Genomic DNA, 17,526 nt, shown 5'->3' on the forward strand with positions numbered 1-17,526 from the left:
GAATAGCAACCTGATCTATTGTTATTGTTCAAGGTGTGATGTGTGTCGTGAGTCCATTTTGGCGACAAGAACGTATTAAGAACATTCGTGTGACCGCGTAAACCCAATCACAAAGCCTCAATATCTGGCCAGTAGCGGCTTGCGGCCTGCTGACATAAACCGTCAAGAACAAATACAGAACAAATTCTTGACCCCGATATCCGTTGTGGATATATGTGAAAGGTAGCGCGACAGGAGCGATTCGAGCTTTTACGCGCTGGATGAGTATCGGAAGCCAAGAACGGAGAACGGAAGATGGCAGGATCAGTGAACAAAGTCATTCTCGTCGGCAATGTCGGCCAGGATCCAGAAGTGCGACAGTTTCAGAATGGCGGACAAGTCTGCTCTTTCTCGCTCGCGACTTCAGAAAATTGGAAAGACAAGAATACCGGTGAACGCCGCGAGAAAACCGAGTGGCATCGGATCTCAGTGTTCAGCGAAGGTCTGATCCGGGTTGTCCAAAGCTATGTGAAAAAGGGCTCTAAGCTGTACATTGAAGGCCAGCTGGAGACGCGCAAATGGCAAGACCAGAACGGCCAAGACCGCTATTCCACTGAAGTGGTTCTGCGCGGCTTTGGCGCGACCCTGACCATGCTTGATAGCCGCAATAATGCAGGCGGCGGTGGCGGTTATGCCCAAGACTCAGTCGCTTATGGCAATCAAGGCCAGGGCGGCGGCCCACGCCAAATGGAAGGCCCGGCTCAAGATTTTAGCCAGGACTTTGACGACGAAATTCCGTTTTGATGATGGGCGCGGCGCCTGCTTCTCTAAGCTGTGGGTGTGAACACCTCGACCAGGTTTGAGGTCTTGTTTCCACCCACCTCAAGCGCGCCGCCGATCACATAGATCTCGTCACCGACACTAACGGCACCGAGCCCGTGACGCGGGTGCGGCATGTCAGGGAGCGCGTTCCAATTGTCGGTGGCCGGATCGTATTCCCAAGATTCAGCATACACCCCGCCGCCATTGTTGAAATACTCGCCGCCAAACGCATACAGCTTGCCACCGACAGATGCCGCCGCGAGCCCACCTTGGCCTTGCGGCATGGGCGCTGCCGTGCGCCAGCGATCTTCGTTCGCATCATAGACTTCATGCACCGGCGTATTGCCGCCAGACACGGTCCGACCGCCTACGACGTGCCACTGGTTGCCAATGACGGCAGCAGCTGCGCTATTGCGGGCGGTTGGAAGCGGCGCAGCGCGCTCCCAAGATGCTTCCAGTCCCGTGAGTGCAAAGTGATTATCGATATCGCCATGGTCGTTCCAGCTCGCATTCGATGAGCCACTTGGGTTTCGACCGCCGCACGTGTGAAGCGTGTCTTCTAAGGCCCCGAGGACACTTTCCCCATTTGGTTGGGGCAGGGAGGGCGCATCGGACCAGGCCTCGCCATCAAACGCCCAGACTCCTGGCTGCATCACCCACACTGCTTGTTCCGAGGGGCTTTCAAAACCGCCAATTGCAAGCAGTTGGTTTTTGAAGCTGATCAGGTTGGGATGATGTCGCGCGATGGGGAGCGGCGCCGCTTCACGCCAAGTGCCCTGCTGGAGGTCCAAAACAACGTGCCGATCGGTGGGGCCGGATATCGTCTCTCCATCTGAAATGAACCCACCAGCCAGGTGAATATTGCCTTTGTGGAGCGCCGGATAAATTTCCTGAGCCGCAAAAGGAAGGGACGGTCCGAGGCGCCATTCGCCGCTTATTGGGCCGGTCTCTGTGACCGGATCTGGCCGTGCGGAGCAGGCAAATACAAAGCCTGCAGAACCAGCGGCTAAGGCGCCTCGGCGAGTCATTGAATTTAAAGGCATTTTTTGGCTCCCTCTGGGCAAAACAAAGCCACTCTAGAACGTGTGCTCAGGATTTGTAACCATGCCCACATCCTGCTAGTCTTTTCCCTAATAAAGACGGGCGATTCGGCGCCCGGACTGGCAATAAGAGGCAAAGCCCTGTGAGCGACGAAACGACACCGCCAGAAGATCCAGAAATGGACCCAAACCCGTCCGAAGACGGGATTGATCCGGTTAGCATCGAAACGGAGCTGAAACGCTCCTATCTCGACTATGCGATGAGCGTGATTGTCAGCCGTGCGCTGCCTGATGTGCGCGATGGTTTGAAGCCGGTGCATCGGCGGATTCTGTATGCGATGCAGGTCAATGGCAACACGCCGGACAAGCCATACAAGAAGTCAGCGAATATTGTCGGGGCGGTGATGGGTAACTTCCACCCGCACGGCGATAGCGCGATTTATGACGCTTTGGTGCGGATGGCCCAGCCTTTCTCGATGAGCCTGCCGCTCGTCGATGGTCAGGGTAATTTCGGCTCGATCGACAATGATCCACCCGCGGCGATGCGTTACACCGAATCGCGCATGGAAAAGGCGGCGCAATATCTGCTCGCCGATATCGATAAAGATACGGTCGATTTCCAGGACAATTATGATGGCTCCCAACAGGAGCCCATGGTCTTGCCAGCGCAATATCCGAACCTTCTGGTCAACGGGGCGGGCGGCATCGCGGTTGGTATGGCGACAAACATCCCGCCACACAATCTCGGCGAAGTGGTCGATGCGACGCTCGCCATGATCGATAATCCGGCGATCGACGATGAAGAATTGCTCGAGATTGTCCCAGGTCCAGACTTCCCAACGGGCGGCCTGATCCTCGGCTATACGGGCTCGCGCAAGGCGCTTTTAGAAGGTCGCGGGTCCGTGATCATGCAGGCGCGTTCAGAAATTGAAGAGATGCGCAATGGCCGCCAGGCGATTATTGTAACCGAGATTCCGTATCAGGTGAATAAAGCGTCTTTGGTCGAGAAGATCGCCGGCATGGTTCGGGACAAGCGGATCGAAGGCATTGCCGATCTTCGCGATGAGTCAGATCGCCACGGTATTCGCGTCGTGATCGAGGTCAAAAAAGACGCCAGCGCCGAAGTGGTGCTGAACCAGCTGCATCGGTACTCGCAGCTGCGCACAAGCTTCCCGGCAAACATTCTCGCTCTCAATGGCGGGCGTCCTGAGCAGCTGAACCTACGTCAGATCTTGCAGGCCTTTATCCGATTCCGCGAAGAGGTTGTTGCTCGGCGGACCAAGTTCGAACTGAACAAAGCTCGCGACCGGGCCCACGTTTTGGTTGGCCTGGCGCTGGCTGTCGCAAATATTGACGAGATTATCGCGATTATCCGTCATGCGCCCGATCCGAACACCGCGCGTGAGCGCTTGCTCGAAAAAGCCTGGCCGATCATGGATATGGGGCCACTGCTCGATCTCGTGGCGGACCGCCGGACGCGCTGGGAAGGCGAGGACGCGATCTTCCTGTCCGATGAGCAGGCGCGCGCCATTCTGGCCCTGCAACTGTCTCGCCTGACGGGACTGGGACGTGACGAAATTGGCAACGAAGCCAAGGGACTTGCGGATAAGATTGCCGATTATCTCGACATTCTACGCTCACGCCCACGCGTGCTCGATATCATTCGCGGTGAGCTGGGTGAGGTCAAAGAAAAGTTCGCGGTTCCGCGCCGGTCTGAATTCACCTTCGGCGGCGCCGATATGGATGATGAAGACCTGATCGAACGCGAAGATATGGTCGTCACGGTCACCCATGGTGGATACGTCAAGCGGACGCCGCTCTCGACCTATCGGACCCAGCATCGCGGCGGCAAAGGTCGCTCCGGTATTTCGATGAAGGATGAGGATTTCGTCACACGGGTGTTCATGGCGAACACCCATACCGAGATCCTGTTCTTCAGCTCTGAAGGCATGGTCTATAAAGAGAAGGTTTGGCGACTGCCGGTGGGCAGCCCACAATCTCGAGGCAAAGCGCTGGTCAATATCTTCCCGCTTTCCAAGGATGAGCGGATTGAAAGCGTGATGCCGCTCCCAGATGACGAGGAAAGCCGCAATCAGCTGGATGTGATGTTCGCGACCCGCTCGGGCACCGTGCGCCGGAACAAGCTATCCGACTTCATTCGGGTCAATCGAAACGGCAAGATCGCGATGAAACTGGACGACGGCGATGGCATTGTCCGCGTCCGTATTTGTTCAGAAGATCAAGACGTTATGCTGACGACAGCGCTGGGGCAGTGTATCCGCTTCCGCGTGACGGATGTTCGCGTCTTTGCGGGCCGTAACTCCACGGGGGTACGCGGCATTCGCTTAGCCGATGGCGATCATGTCATCGCCATGGGCATCTTGCGCCATATCGATGTCACCAGCGCTGAATCTCGCGCCTATCTCAAACATGCAACCGCCATGCGGCGCGCGGCAAATGGCGAAGAGGAAGAGCTCACAGATGTGATCGCGGATGATGATGGTGATGATGGCGACGAGGAAGCAGCTTTGTCTGCCGAACGCATCGCAGCGCTCGGGGCGGCCGAACAGTTCATCCTGACCATCTCAGATGATGGTATGGGCAAGCGGTCCTCGGCTTATGATTATCGAGTCACAGGCCGCGGCGGCAAAGGTCTCGTTGCGCACAATATTTGGGGCAGCAACAAGAAAACTGGCCATATCAAAGAGATCGCGTCGTCCTTCACTATTGATGAGGATGATGAGGTCATGTTGGTAACCGATGCAGGGCAGTTGATCCGTACGCCAGTCGATCAAATCCGCATTGCGGGCCGCGCCACATCAGGCGTGTGGGTCTTACGCACCAAAGAAAACGAGAAAGTTGTCTCTGTGGCACGACTTGCAGACAATGGTGAAGACGATACAGAAGAGTCCTAGAAACGCCTGAACTTACTTCGATTGGCACGTCAGGCGTGCGGAGGAACCAAATGGAGCGCGTTGGGCTGTATCCCGGAACTTTTGATCCGGTGACGATGGGACATCTCGATATTATCGGTCGAGGCATGAAACTGGTCGATCGATTGATTATCGGGGTCGCCGTCAGTGAAGCCAAACGCCCGCTTTTCTTGCTCGAAGAACGTATCGAAATGATGCTCGAAGAGTGTAAGAAACTCGAAGGGCCTGGCCGCGCAATTATTGAAGTAAAGCCGTTCGATACCTTGCTGATGCATTTTGCTGAGCAGGAAGAGGTCAATGTCATTGTCCGCGGTTTGCGGGCTGTGTCGGACTTTGAGTACGAGTTCCAAATGACCGCGATGAATGAGCAACTGAATCGCGAGATTGAAACTGTGTTCCTAATGGCCGATGTACAACATCAGGCCGTGGCCTCGCGACTCGTCAAAGAGATTGCGCGGTTTGGTGGGAACATCACCCCCTTTGTCACGCCTGGCGTAAAAGAACGATTGCTGGAGAAGTATCGGAAATGACACTAAGAACCCTGCTGAGCGGTTTGGCGGTATTGGGATTTGTGGCGTGTGCGGGGGCACAAACTGAAAACGAAACAGCGATTACCTATACGCTGGCAGACGTAGAGGCTTCGCCAGATGCGTGGCGTGCGGTTGATCCTGAGAACCTGGTCATCATGGAGACCAGTAAAGGGCAGATTGCGATTGAACTTCTGCCAGTCGTTGCGCCGACCCATTATGAACGGTTCAAAACCTATGTTCGCGCTGGCTTGTACGATGAGACGCCGTTTCACCGTGTGATCCGAGGGTTCATGGCCCAAGGCGGCGATATCGAAGCCACACATGGGGCCGAGGCGATGCTCGAACCGATGCAGGCTGAATTCACCTTTCGGCGGAATCCGGCGGAGGTGCCGCTGCATACGATTGGGCCAGATGACTCGGCTGATGCGGGGCTCTATCGCGGGTTTCCGATTGCGACCCAGCCCGGATTCCTAGCTGAAATGTCGAAAGACGGCTTGGTGGAAAGCTGGATCCCGCATTGTCCGGGAGTTCTCTCCACCGCCCGGACCGATGATGCGAATTCGGGCAATGCGCAATTCTTCCTGATCAGCGATGAAGGCCAACATTTGGACTATAAATACACGGCCAAAGGTCGCGCCTTGACCGGCTTGGACGTCATTCAATCGATCAAATTGGGGCCGAGCCCCAACGGGTTTCCGATCGCCAATCCGGATGTTGTGATCTCGGTCAAACTTGCCGCAGACTTGCCAGAAGACGAGCGTCCAAAAGCTTATGTCCAGCGCACCGACACGGTCGAGTGGCAAGAGCGATTGATCGAGGCGGATTCGCGCCGCACGCAAATCTGCGATCTGCCGCCTGTGCCGGCGGTTGTAGAATAGGGGCCAGTTCTGGCGAACAAAACCTCGACCGATTTATCGGCGTTCGAATTCGATCTGCCCGAGCGCAATATTGCGCTGCGTCCTGTCGAACCGCAGGACGCCGCGCGCCTATTGGTTGTGCATGGTGATGGCAGACTTGAGGACGCGCATGTGCGCGATCTGCCGCGTTTCCTGAATGCGGGCGATGTCATGGTGTTCAACGATACGCGGGTTATTCCGGCGGCGCTAAAAGGCGTCCGCCCCGCAAGAGATGAGCTCGGGTCAGACGTCCAGGTCGATGTCAATCTGGTCGCCCGCGAGACAGAGTCGGATTGGATCGCGCTGGCCCGCCCCGGTAAACGACTCAAGGCAGGTGACACGATCCGGGTCAGTGATGCGCTGACAGCGCAAATCATCGAAAAGCGCGGAGATGGTGAATTGTGCTTGCGCTTCTCAAAGTCGGGAGAGGAACTCGATCGCACGATTGAGGCGATCGGTAATATGCCGCTGCCGCCTTATATCGCGCGCAAACGTCCCGCAGATGAAACCGACCGAGAAACGTATCAAACCAGCTTTGCCGGTGAGGAGGCCAAATCTGTAGCCGCGCCGACAGCGGGGCTACATTTCACACCACGTTTATTGCGTGAGATTGATGCGGCGGGGATTGCCCGGGAACAGGTCCGTTTACATGTCGGCTTAGGCACGTTTGCGCCGCTCAAGGACGAACAGATTGAGAGCGGTGTCTTGCACGAAGAGTGGCGGCAGATCACACCCGATGTCGCGACCAAGCTCAACGCCGCCCGAACCGAGGGTGGTCGATGCGTTGCGGTGGGGACGACGTCGCTGCGGACGCTCGAAAGTTGCACGTCACCAGATAAGATCATCTCGGCGGCGACAGGGCCAACAGATATCTTTATTCAACCCGGCTATGATTTCCGAGCCACCGACGCTTTGGTGACGAACTTCCACCTGCCGGGATCGAGCCTGTTCATGCTCATCTGTGCTTTGATGGGAACTGAGCGAATGCAAGCGGCTTATGCGCATGCCATCGCCAATGATTACCGCTTCTACTCCTATGGCGATGCGTGTTTGCTTCTACCTTAGAAGAGACAACTAAGCCGCGAACCGGCCGCCTTTATTGGCATAAGCCTGCGTACCTGTATGGAGCATCGTGTCGGTCGGCAGTGTGTCGGCTGGCTTGAGATCGAACTGGCCTTGCATGTCGGCATAGAGCGGCGCAAAATCAGTATCGACCGTCGCCCGGAACAATTGTTCATAGCTATCGATGACAAAATAGGTCTGCTGAAAGTCGTCGATCCGATAATCAGTGCGCATCAAGCGCTGGAGATCGAACCCAATTCGGTTTGGTGACGGGTCTTCCAAACTGAAAACGCTCTCCGCTGGTGAGGACACAATCCCAGCCCCGTAAATGCGGAGACCTTGATCGGTTTGAATGAGGCCGAACTCAACAGTGTACCAATACAAAGCCGCGAGGTTCTTGAGCGAAGCGTGGCGCAAACTCCGCAAGCCGCCTTCGCCATAGGCCACCATATAGTCAGCGAAGACTGGATCGGTCAGCATCGGCACATGCCCGAAAACATCGTGGAAGACGTCTGGCTCTTGGATATAATCGAGCTGATCGGGTTTGCGGATAAAGTTGCCCGCCGGGAAACGGCGATTGGCCAGATGCTCGAAAAACACCTCATCGGGAACCAATCCGGGGACCGCCACCACGCGCCATCCCGTAAGGGCTTCCAACTCATCGGACATTTTCTCAAAATCAGGAATGCCGCCGCGATGGAGATCGAGCGCTTCGAGCCCATTTAGAAATTCTGGCGCGGCGCGATTTGGCAATACATCCATCAAACGGCGATACAGAATATCCCATGTTTGATGCTCTTGATCGGTATAAGACGACCAGCCTTGATCTATGGTCCAATCGCTGCGTGCATGAGCGGGTTTCGCAAAATGGTTGTTCATGCAACTAATATAACAAGTGTATCCCAGCCTGTCTTTAGGCATATGGAAAAATAATCGTGATCGCGGAGGTGCTTGGATGATCAAATTGTACGACTATTGGCGCTCATCGGCGTGCTATCGCATGCGGATTGCACTCAATTTGAAAAAGGTCGCTTATCAGAGCGAGGAGGTGAGCCTCCATCCCGATCATCTCGAGCAAAACAGCGATCAATACCGCGCGATCAATCCGCAAATGCGGGTGCCGTCGGTGGAAATTGACGGGCAAGTGTTTGGGCAATCCATGGCTTTGATTGAATGGCTCGAAGAGACCAAGCCTTCGCCGCCATTACTGCCGGCCAATCCCGTGCTGCGTCTCAAAGTTCGCGCTTTTGCTGATCTCGTGGCGTGCGACATTCACCCTTTGAACAATTCGAGTGTTCTCAAATACCTTCGCGAAGAATTTGCGGCCCCACCGGAAGCGGTCGGAGAATGGTATGGCACCTGGGTAACTCGCGGTTTCGAAGCGCTGGAAGCACTGGCTCCTACCGATCAGACATTTCTGTTTGGTGATGCGCCTGGCCTGGCAGAGATTTGTCTTATCCCGCAAATCTATAATGCGGAACGGTTTAAGATCGATCTCTCCGCATTTCCAAGATTGCTTGACGTGAATGCGGCGTGCGCAGAGATTCCAGCGTTTGCGACGGCTGTGCCTGAGGCGGTTAAACCTGCTTAATTGCGCTGAGCCGCTTTTAAGACATAGCCGTGATCCGTCAGTTCAAACATCTTGGCGATGTCAGGATGGCTGACCCGGCTTTCGTCCTGATCGGGCACGAGATTCTGCTCAGAGACATAGGCCACATAATGGGTGCGCTCATTCTCTGCGAATAGGTGATAGTACGGTTGATCTTTTGACGGACGAACCTCTTCCGGAATCGACTCGTACCACTCGTCAGTGTTCGCAAATACGGGATCCACGTCGAAAACTACGCCGCGAAAATCGAACAATTTGTGCTTCAGAACCTGGCCGATTTGATATTTCGCCTGTCGCATAGGAATAGCGTTCGGCAGCTCTGGCGGCGCCGGTTTTTCTATAACCGTTTGTGTCGTCTCGGGTTTTTTGGCCCCGAACAAGCGCATAAAGCGTTTCATGACGTTCGGTCCATGACTCCAGAGCTCTTTGTGTGCTACAGCTCTCCACAACTTACAAGATTTGGTCAGCACATGACTATAGAGAATGTGCGCGATGCCCGACCTTCACGCAAAAGGACCGGATCGCGCAAAGGTCGCAAGCCACCGCTCTACGCAGCGGTGGACATGGGGACGAACAATTGCAGGCTGCTGATCGCCGCTCGCCGCGGCGATAGTTTTTCTGTGCTCGATTCTCACTCACAAGTGGCGCGCCTCGGCGAAGGGCTAGCGGCGACGGGGCGTCTTTCCGATGCGTCCATTGAGCGCGCGATGGATGCCTTGCGTAAAATTTCAAAGAAAGTGAAAGCCAAGAAAGTCGGGCAAGTGCGCTGCATCGCCACCGAAGCCTGCCGCCGCGCCGAGAATGGGGCCGATTTCATTGCCCGGGTTCGCGAAGAGACCGGTTTGACGTTCAAAATTATTGGGGCCGAAGAAGAGGCGCGCTTGGCCCTGATTGGCTGTCACAATTTGATCGAGCCGGACACTGACCGCGTTCTGGTCATCGATATTGGCGGCGGCTCAACCGAGCTGTCTTTTGTCGATGCCGTCCCGGCGCATGACGGCGGGTTGAAGGGCTTGTTGCAACGCCCGCCCATCTTGGCCTGGCGCAGTCTGCCTGTCGGTGTCGTGACTCTGACCGAAGCCTTCGCGCATTTGCCCGCGGAAGAAGCCTATTCGCAAATGCTCGCCCATGTCATGACACAGATTGAAAAGTGGAAACGCACACCAGAGATTCGCAAGAGCTTCGAAGACGGTCGGGCACATGTGATCGGCACGTCGGGCACCGTGACATGTCTGACAGGCGTGACGCTTGGTTTGACCAAATATCGCCGTGATAAAGTCGATGGTGCATGGATCAGCCAGTCTGAAATGATGGGGACCGTGCAGAGACTGCGTGATGCGGGCCCGGACAATATACACAAATTCCCAACCATCGGGACCGATCGCGCTGGGCTTATGCTCGCAGGGTGCGCGATTGTCGAAGGGACATGGTCTTTGGCGCCGAATGGCCGGATGCGGATCGCAGATCGCGGCCTGCGGGAAGGCTTGCTTCTGTCGATGATGCACGGCCCCAAACGGCGCAAACGGCGACCCCGCCGCAAGCCGAATTCACGCCCCAATTCTCCAGCGCAAGGAACGACGTCATGACCGATGATGGAAAGCGCCGCTGGAAGGGGCCAACCGGAAACAAGAAAAGCTCTGGCCGCCGCACCGGTGAACGCAAAGTCATTGCCTATCGCGCCAAGTCTGAGAGTTCGAAAAAATGGATCGAACGCCAGCTTTCGGATCCATATGTCCAGAAAGCTCAATCTGAAGGCTATCGCGCGCGGGCCGCTTACAAACTTTTAGAACTTGATGACCAGGTGAAACTGTTGCGACCAGGTATGCGCGTGGTCGACCTGGGTTGCGCTCCTGGCGGGTGGCTGCAGGTTTGTGTTCGGCGCGGCGTCAAAGAGATTGTCGGCATCGATTTACTTGAAGTCGAACCCGTGCCGGGCGTTCATATTATCCAGGGCGATGTGAACAATCCGGATGACATTGCGGCGATGATGAGCGGCCTCACCGGCGCGCCGGATCTTGTCTTATCCGATATGGCGGCCAACACCACGGGCCATAAACAAACAGACAGTCTACGCACGGCCGCTTTGGCCGATATGGCACTGGCTTTCGCGGAAGAGAATCTCGTGCGCGGCGGCGCGTTTTGCTCGAAGGTCTTTCAAGGCGGCGCGACACCCGAGACGATGGCGCGGCTGAAAGACCTGTTTAAATCAGTCAAACACATCAAGCCGCCAGCCAGCCGGGCGGGGTCTCCTGAATTGTTCGTCGTGGCGAAAGGGTTTCGCGGCGGATGAATGAGATCGATCCTGATCCATTTCCAAATGTAGGAATGCCCGCGAAACCGGCATTGATGATCCTGATTATGCTGGCCGTTTGCTATGCCGGTCTATTCGCTCTGCTCGGCGTGCGTCTGCACGATACGCTCTTGCAATTGATCGCGAGTGCCGTTCTTGCGTCGGGACTTCTGACCTTGAGTTATATCGACTTACGTTCTGGACTATTGCTCGATGTCCTGACCTTGCCGCTCATGGCGCTGGGGATTGGGTATTCGGCATCGCAAGGCGACTGGTTTTTGTCGCTCGCGGGTGCTGTGGTCGGATATGCGATGATCGCCGGATTGGCGGCTTATTGGAGAGCGTCCCGTGGCTATGAGGGAATTGGCCTCGGCGATGCGAAACTGCTCGCCGCTTGCGGGGCCTGGATTGGTGTCGCTGGTTTACCGATTCTCCTTCTCATCGCGTCGAGTTTGGGGATCCTTGCGGCGCTCATCGTGTCAAAAAAAACACATTCTGCAGGCGAACGGCTGGCAATTCCTTTTGGACCATTTTTGGCAATTGGCGGTTGGGCGGGCTGGTGCGGCGTCGAAACTTTGATTGCGATATAGTCAGTGCACGGATTTAGGCTTGCAATGCGTTTCCGCGTGTCCACTTTAGGATACAGCGAGCATGGTCTCAAAAGTGGTTCGCAAACAAGATTAGTATACGGACAAATGCGCCTGATTCGCCCGTAAACATTGCTACAGAAATGCGACGAACATCGTCATTTAAGTGTTACAATAGCGCAAGAAAAGCGTCACGGAGTTTGAATAATGCCCGGTCCTGAACCGGGCGGGGCAGCGTCTCGATTCGGTTTCCAATCCTAACCGTTTTCGGGGAAGCACAATGAGACTTCGTTTGACTGTAAGCGCACTCGCTCTTGGCTTAATGGCGGCATGTTCGGGAGGCGGTGGTATCGCATCTCCTGGCACAACAACGCCGACGACGCCGCCTCCAGCGCCGACACCGCCGCCGTCTGGCGGAGGGGGCAGTGGGGCTTCATGCCCATCTGGCTTCACCCAAGACGCAAATCCAACCGGTGGTCTCACGACGTGCGTTGTCTCTGGGACGATTCTCTCAGACCTAACGCTCCCATTCGTAGACGGAACAGCGTTCCGCCTCGATGGGCGTGTGGATGTCGGCCAGGATGTCGGCGGCGCCGGAACGGGCGGCGACCCAGCCGTCCTGACCATCGAGCCCGGCGTGACGATTTTTGGCAATAGCGGCGAAGACTATCTCGTCGTGAACCGGGGCTCTCAATTGATCGCCAACGGAACGGCCTCCGCTCCGATCGTGATGACAAGCGATGAAGACTTAGATCGTCAGAATGATTCTGATCCCTCAAATGATGATGGCGGTGATGCGATTGGCGAGTGGGGCGGTCTGGTCCTCTTAGGGCGCGCACCGATCAATGATTGTAACACCACTGTCGCGGCTCAGTCTGTCGGCTGTGAGAACCGAATTGAGGGTGTCGAACCGGTTGCTCTGTTCGGCGGCGCCACCTCCGACGATAGCAGCGGATCGCTTCGTTATCTACAGGTCCGCTTCGCGGGCAACCCGCTGGCGTCTGGTGACGAGTTGAACGGCATCTCATTCGGCGGTGTCGGTGACGCGACGACGGTCGAGTTTGTGCAAGTCCACAACAATTCCGATGATGGCGTGGAATTCTTCGGCGGCACGGTCGATGTGAAGTATCTCGTTCTAACCGGCAATGATGATGACTCGATCGATACCGATACAGGCTATCAGGGCAACATTCAGTTCGCGGTGATCCGTCAGCGCGCGGTCAGTGGCGATAATCTGTTTGAGGCGTCTTCCACGACTGGACCGGGCGTGCCGCTTTCAGAACGCTCGAACTATAATATCTCCAACTTCACCGCGATCGGGTTTGAGCGCGGCAACGCGCTGCGCCTGAATGAAGGCACGGTTGGACAGTATATGAACGGAATTGTCGTCGACGAGGCCGAGTGTTTCCGCTGGCAGGATGCCGGCAATGACAACGCCACCTTCGAACGGGCTGAAGATCCAAGCTTCAATTCTGTTCTGTTCGACTGTTCAGCACTCACGGCTGCGAACTCAGATGCGAACGGCGCCACGGTTGCACCCCTGGCTTTGGCTGCGGACGCGAACAATGTCCAATCTCCGAACTCTTTGGCAGGTCTATTGCCGGGCGCGAATGAAACCGGCGTCACGGCGTTTGCTGCCTCTTCTGTGGACTCGTTCTTTGAAGACACGACTTATATCGGCGCCTTCGCACCGGATGATACTGAAACGAACAATTGGGCGGCTGGCTGGACCTTCGCTTTGTTCGCGGATCCGTCTTGCCCGACTGGAACCACCGATTCAGGTGTTGATATTAGCGGGCAAAATGTCTGCCAAGTCAGCGGCGTGGTCACCAATGATCTTCGTCTAACCCGCGGCAATCTTTATGAGCTGGTCGGACGCGTTGATATTGGGATTGATACAGGCGGTGATGACGCTGCCGCGGGCGGTGCGCCTGGCACACTGACCATCGAATCGGGCGTGACCATTTTCGGCGATAGCGGTGACGATTATCTGGTCGTCAATCGAGGCTCGCAGATCTTTGCCAACGGCACCGCGACGAATCCTGTTATATTCACTTCAGAGGACGATCTCACCAATTCTCAGATTGATCCGGCAAACGCGATCGGTGAGTGGGGTGGGGTGGTTCTGCTCGGCCAGGCACCGATCAATGATTGTAACACCACCGTTGCGGCACAGTCTGTCGGGTGCGAAAACCGGATCGAAGGCGTCGAGCCCGTCGCCCTGTTCGGCGGCGCAACGCCTGACGATAATAGCGGCACGTTGCGCTACGTCCAAGTCAAGCATGCGGGCAATCCGCTCGCCTCTGGTGACGAGCTAAACGGCATCTCATTTGGCGGTGTCGGCGATGCAACGACAGTTGAGTTTGTGCAAGTTCACAACAATTCCGATGATGGCGTTGAGTTCTTTGGCGGCACGGTCAATGTCCGTTACTTGGTGCTGACCGGCAATGATGACGACTCCGTCGACACCGATACCGGCTACCAGGGCAACATCCAGTACGCGATCATCGTTCAGCGTCCGGCAAGTGGTGACAATCTGTTTGAGGCCTCTTCAACCACAGGCCCAAGCGCGCCGCTTGGTGAACGCGCCAACTATAAGATTTCTAACTTCACTGCGATCGGGTTTGAGCGGGGGAATGCTCTGCGCCTGAATGAGGGAACGGTTGGTCAATACATGAATGGGGTCATCGTCGATGAGGCTGAATGTTTCCGCTGGCAGGATGCCGGCAATGACAACGCGACCTTCGAAGTAGCTGAAGACCCGAGCTTCAATTCTGTCCTGTTCGATTGCTCGGCGCTGACCGCCGCCAATTCCGATGCAAATGGTATCACAGTGGCGCCGCTGGCGCTGGCTGCAGACGCCAACAATGTCGAGACGACGAATTCTCTAACATCGACCTTCATCAATGGCGCGACAGAGGCAGGCGTCGCGGCGTTTGACGCTTCGACCGCTGACCCATTCTTCGAAGCGACCGATTATATCGGGGCGGTCGAGGACGCCAATGACACATGGTGGCAAGGCTGGTCCTGCGGGCTTGAAGCCTCCGACCCTTGCTAAATCGATCAATCAACCGGGGCAGCGTTGAAAGGCTGTCCCGGTTCAATTTTTTTGCGGCGCGCTTAGTCCGAATTCTCAACACCAAATCCCGCCGCTCAGGAACTTAGGTCAAATCGAATGAAACGCTTATCACTCTATTCAACGCTGCTTTCGACCGCTGCTCTGGCGGTCGCACCAGCTTTTGCGCAAGAAGACACCGAGCCGGCTGAAGAGGCGGACGAGCGCACCTTGCAAACAGTTGTCGTGCGCGGCGCCTTTATTCCCGAGCCTCAGCGAGAGACCTCGCAAGTCGCATCCTTCTTGTCTGAGGAAGACCTGATCCGCCAAGGCGACGCAAATGCGGCGTTGGCACTGGCGCGCGTGAGCGGTCTGAGCGTGGTCTCAGATAAGTTCGCCTTCGTTCGTGGGCTTGGGGATCGCTATTCTTCTGCGCTGTTGAACGGGTCTCCACTCCCCAGCCCCGAACCTCTGCGCCGGACGGTGCCACTGGATCTCTTCCCATCCAACATCCTCGGCGGCGCGGCGGTCCAAAAGACTTTTTCCGCAAACTATCCTGGCGAATTCGGCGGCGGCGTCATTGACCTAAAGACAGTTCGTATTCCGAGCGAGAACTTCCTGAATGTCAAAATCGGGCTCGGTTACAATACTGAGTCGACCCCGAATGACGGCCTGTTCGTGGATGGCAGCGACACAGATTGGTCTGGCTTTGATGATGGTCTGCGGGACTTGCCAGGCCCGGTCGCCAGCGTTGTAGCGCAAGGGATCGATCTCGACGATCAAGATGATGCCTTTGTTGAGGCGGTCGGCGAGAGTTTTGTGAATGCACCTTTGACGGTGATCGAACGCGGCGATTTCGATCCCGATTTTAGTGGCTCGATTGATTTTGGCCGTGCGATTGGGGTTGGTGAGTTCGATGTTGGCATCGTTGGCGTGGTTGGATTTGATACCGGATGGACGACCGAAGAATCTGTCCGCCAAACCGCCCGTTTGAGTAGCCCGAACCTCCGGTCGGATATCCGCACCACGGAAACCACTTATGATGCCACCTTCAACGGACTCGGCTCCGTGGCGGTCGGTTGGGACACAAATGAAGTCCAGGCGACGCTATTCTATGTCCATACCACGTCCAAAGAAGCTCAGATCAATGAAGGCGATTTGCAGTCGGAATCGCTGCCAGTGTTTGAAGAGTCCTCGGGTTGGTTCGAACGTGAGCTGGTCTTTACGCAGCTCGCTGGCGAGCATGAGTTCGGTGATTTCGATCTGAACTGGCGCGGGTCCTATTCGGTGTCCACCCGAGAGGCGCCTTATGAGCGCACGCTAACGCGCTTTGTCGAGCCAGACGGTGTCATTCGTTACAGCGCTACCGGGAACAATGCCGTGTTCTCATTCTCCGAGCTTGAAGACGAGAATCTGAGCTTTGGTTTAGATGGCGGATACCTCATCCGCTTGGGCGACATTCGTGAGTTGCAGCTTACGGGCGGGGTTGATTATTCGACCACCGACCGCGACTCCAAGATCCTCAACTTTGAATTCCAAGGCGGCAACGCGCTTGATGATGAGACCGCGGCGCTACGGCCAGATTTCCTATTCTCAGCCGACAATATCGACCCAGCCCGCTTTGTGTTGGATTTCCGGGACCGGGATGTCGATTTCTATGTTGGCGAGCTCGATATCAGGGCGGCCTTTGCACAAGCTCAAATTGATATCACGGAATTTATCAATGCGACGGTCGGTGTCCGCTATGAAGACGCGGAGCAGAGCATCGTCACCACCAGCCGCTTCGGCGATATTGGCTCGACCGCGAACCTAGAGAACAATTATCTCCTTCCGGCGGCGACCATCACCTGGAATTTCGCCGACGATCTGCAATTGCGGTTTGGCTATTCGGAAACGATTTCTCGTCCGCAATTTAGAGAGCTATCGCCATCAATCTTTAACGACCCAGATTCCGATCGGATCTATCAAGGAAACGAGCAGCTTCAGGACACAGAATTCACCAATTACGATGCGCGCCTCGAATACTATATGGGCCGCAACCAGTTCGTGAACTTGGCTGCGTTCTACAAAGAGATCATCAATCCGATTGAAGAATTCTCTTTCATCAATCCCGGCGGCGCGCTGCAGACTTCGTTTATCAATGCGCCGCAGGCTGAATTGTACGGCGCCGAGTTTGAGTATCGGACGCGTTTCGAGATGCCGATTGACCAGGAATGGTTCAACGCGCGCGACTGGTTGTTCTCTCTAAACTACACCTACACATCGACTGAGATTACGGCGTCCGAGAGCGATCTAGTGGTTGGACCGTTCAGCCCAATTCCTGTGCCTGGCAACCTGTTTGGGCTCGACGGCGCGCAATTGCAGGGGACGCCCGAGAATATCCTGAACGTGCAATTCGGTTGGGAAGGCGATGTCGAACAAGCCACATTGCTGCTCAATTGGGTGGATGATCGCATCCTACAGCGGGGGCGCCCAGACGGAACGTCTCAGATTGCCGATGTGATTGAGGATCCGGGGATGCAATTGGATTTTGTGTATCGCCGCGATATCACGATTGGCGATCGAGACATGACGCTTGGCCTCAGCGCTCGGAACCTTCTTGGAGAGAAAAATGAGGAATTCCAGCTCAATGGCGGCGAGCTCGGACGGACGGAATTCAACACATATGAGCGCGGGACCAGTCTGTCAGCGAGTTTGACTGCCAAATTTTAATGCAATCACAA

General features: G+C 55.8%; 14 protein-coding genes. 11 read left to right on the top strand and 3 right to left on the bottom strand.

What is annotated here, in order from left to right; genetic code table 11:
- Positions 1 to 294 precede the first annotated feature (294 nt).
- Positions 295 to 783 (top strand): single-stranded DNA-binding protein, encoded by a 489-nt coding sequence (ssb, locus tag MY069_RS16355; protein WP_482794858.1) that lies wholly within the window; start codon positions 295 to 297, stop codon positions 781 to 783.
- Positions 784 to 806: 23 nt separating this feature from the next.
- On the opposite strand, the gene MY069_RS16360 is transcribed toward ssb, so the two are convergent.
- Positions 807 to 1,844, bottom strand: a complete 1,038-nt coding sequence (locus MY069_RS16360) for a Kelch repeat-containing protein (protein ID WP_482794859.1) — start codon at positions 1,842 to 1,844, stop codon at positions 807 to 809.
- Between the two features lie 140 nt (positions 1,845 to 1,984).
- On the opposite strand from MY069_RS16360, the gene gyrA reads away from it, so the two are divergent.
- From gyrA to queA, 4 genes are read left to right on the top strand one after another with little or no spacing between them, the layout of a single operon-like run.
- Positions 1,985 to 4,756 (top strand): DNA gyrase subunit A, encoded by a 2,772-nt coding sequence (gene gyrA, locus MY069_RS16365; RefSeq protein WP_482794860.1) that lies wholly within the window; start codon positions 1,985 to 1,987, stop codon positions 4,754 to 4,756.
- 50 nt (positions 4,757 to 4,806) lie between these two features.
- Positions 4,807 to 5,304, top strand: a complete 498-nt coding sequence (gene coaD, locus MY069_RS16370; protein ID WP_482794861.1) for a pantetheine-phosphate adenylyltransferase — start codon at positions 4,807 to 4,809, stop codon at positions 5,302 to 5,304.
- Positions 5,301 to 6,182: a peptidylprolyl isomerase gene (locus MY069_RS16375; RefSeq protein ID WP_482794862.1), complete on the top strand. Its 882-nt coding sequence runs from the start codon at positions 5,301 to 5,303 to the stop codon at positions 6,180 to 6,182. Before coaD ends, MY069_RS16375 begins: the two co-directional genes overlap by 4 nt.
- Before the next feature lie 9 nt (positions 6,183 to 6,191).
- Positions 6,192 to 7,265, top strand: a complete 1,074-nt coding sequence (gene queA, locus MY069_RS16380; protein ID WP_482796725.1) for a tRNA preQ1(34) S-adenosylmethionine ribosyltransferase-isomerase QueA — start codon at positions 6,192 to 6,194, stop codon at positions 7,263 to 7,265.
- Between the two features lie 9 nt (positions 7,266 to 7,274).
- On the opposite strand, the gene phhA is transcribed toward queA, so the two are convergent.
- Positions 7,275 to 8,141, bottom strand: coding sequence for a phenylalanine 4-monooxygenase (gene phhA, locus MY069_RS16385; RefSeq protein WP_482794863.1), 867 nt, complete (start codon positions 8,139 to 8,141; stop codon positions 7,275 to 7,277).
- A 79-nt stretch (positions 8,142 to 8,220) separates the two neighbouring features.
- Between phhA and maiA the strand changes: the two genes are divergently transcribed.
- Positions 8,221 to 8,853 (top strand): maleylacetoacetate isomerase, encoded by a 633-nt coding sequence (gene maiA, locus MY069_RS16390; RefSeq protein WP_482796726.1) that lies wholly within the window; start codon positions 8,221 to 8,223, stop codon positions 8,851 to 8,853.
- On the opposite strand, the gene hspQ is transcribed toward maiA, so the two are convergent.
- Positions 8,850 to 9,176, bottom strand: coding sequence for a heat shock protein HspQ (gene hspQ / locus MY069_RS16395; protein WP_482796727.1), 327 nt, complete (start codon positions 9,174 to 9,176; stop codon positions 8,850 to 8,852). The genes maiA and hspQ overlap by 4 nt on opposite strands.
- 165 nt (positions 9,177 to 9,341) lie before the next feature.
- Here hspQ and MY069_RS16400 point away from each other — a divergent pair, with 165 nt between their 5' ends.
- From MY069_RS16400 to MY069_RS16420, 5 genes are all read left to right on the top strand, one after another.
- The gene (locus MY069_RS16400; protein ID WP_482794864.1) at positions 9,342 to 10,457 is read left to right on the top strand and encodes a Ppx/GppA phosphatase family protein; all 1,116 of its coding nucleotides are present in this window, start codon (positions 9,342 to 9,344) and stop codon (positions 10,455 to 10,457) included.
- Positions 10,454 to 11,161 (top strand): RlmE family RNA methyltransferase, encoded by a 708-nt coding sequence (locus tag MY069_RS16405; protein WP_482794865.1) that lies wholly within the window; start codon positions 10,454 to 10,456, stop codon positions 11,159 to 11,161. Before MY069_RS16400 ends, MY069_RS16405 begins: the two co-directional genes overlap by 4 nt.
- Positions 11,158 to 11,751 (top strand): prepilin peptidase, encoded by a 594-nt coding sequence (locus MY069_RS16410; protein WP_482794866.1) that lies wholly within the window; start codon positions 11,158 to 11,160, stop codon positions 11,749 to 11,751. The genes MY069_RS16405 and MY069_RS16410 overlap by 4 nt, the downstream gene beginning before the upstream one ends.
- Positions 11,752 to 12,028: 277 nt before the next feature.
- Complete coding sequence (locus MY069_RS16415; protein WP_482794867.1) at positions 12,029 to 14,806, top strand: hypothetical protein; 2,778 nt, start codon at positions 12,029 to 12,031, stop codon at positions 14,804 to 14,806.
- 117 nt (positions 14,807 to 14,923) lie between these two features.
- Positions 14,924 to 17,515, top strand: a complete 2,592-nt coding sequence (locus MY069_RS16420; protein ID WP_482794868.1) for a TonB-dependent receptor domain-containing protein — start codon at positions 14,924 to 14,926, stop codon at positions 17,513 to 17,515.
- Positions 17,516 to 17,526 lie beyond the last annotated feature (11 nt).

Source organism: Hyphomonas sp. ske169 (genome assembly GCF_056850855.1).

Excerpts from the sequence above, each read along its gene's own strand:
- ssb (WP_482794858.1), top strand. The coding sequence starts at position 295 with ATGGCAGGATCAGTGAACAAAGTCATTCTCGTCGGCAATGTCGGCCAG.
- MY069_RS16360 (WP_482794859.1), bottom strand. The coding sequence starts at position 1,844 with ATGCCTTTAAATTCAATGACTCGCCGAGGCGCCTTAGCCGCTGGTTCT.
- coaD (WP_482794861.1), top strand. The coding sequence starts at position 4,807 with ATGGAGCGCGTTGGGCTGTATCCCGGAACTTTTGATCCGGTGACGATG.
- MY069_RS16375 (WP_482794862.1), top strand. The coding sequence starts at position 5,301 with ATGACACTAAGAACCCTGCTGAGCGGTTTGGCGGTATTGGGATTTGTG.
- phhA (WP_482794863.1), bottom strand. The coding sequence starts at position 8,141 with ATGAACAACCATTTTGCGAAACCCGCTCATGCACGCAGCGATTGGACC.
- MY069_RS16400 (WP_482794864.1), top strand. The coding sequence starts at position 9,342 with ATGACTATAGAGAATGTGCGCGATGCCCGACCTTCACGCAAAAGGACC.
- MY069_RS16405 (WP_482794865.1), top strand. The coding sequence starts at position 10,454 with ATGACCGATGATGGAAAGCGCCGCTGGAAGGGGCCAACCGGAAACAAG.
- MY069_RS16410 (WP_482794866.1), top strand. The coding sequence starts at position 11,158 with ATGAATGAGATCGATCCTGATCCATTTCCAAATGTAGGAATGCCCGCG.
- MY069_RS16415 (WP_482794867.1), top strand. The coding sequence starts at position 12,029 with ATGAGACTTCGTTTGACTGTAAGCGCACTCGCTCTTGGCTTAATGGCG.
- MY069_RS16420 (WP_482794868.1), top strand. The coding sequence starts at position 14,924 with ATGAAACGCTTATCACTCTATTCAACGCTGCTTTCGACCGCTGCTCTG.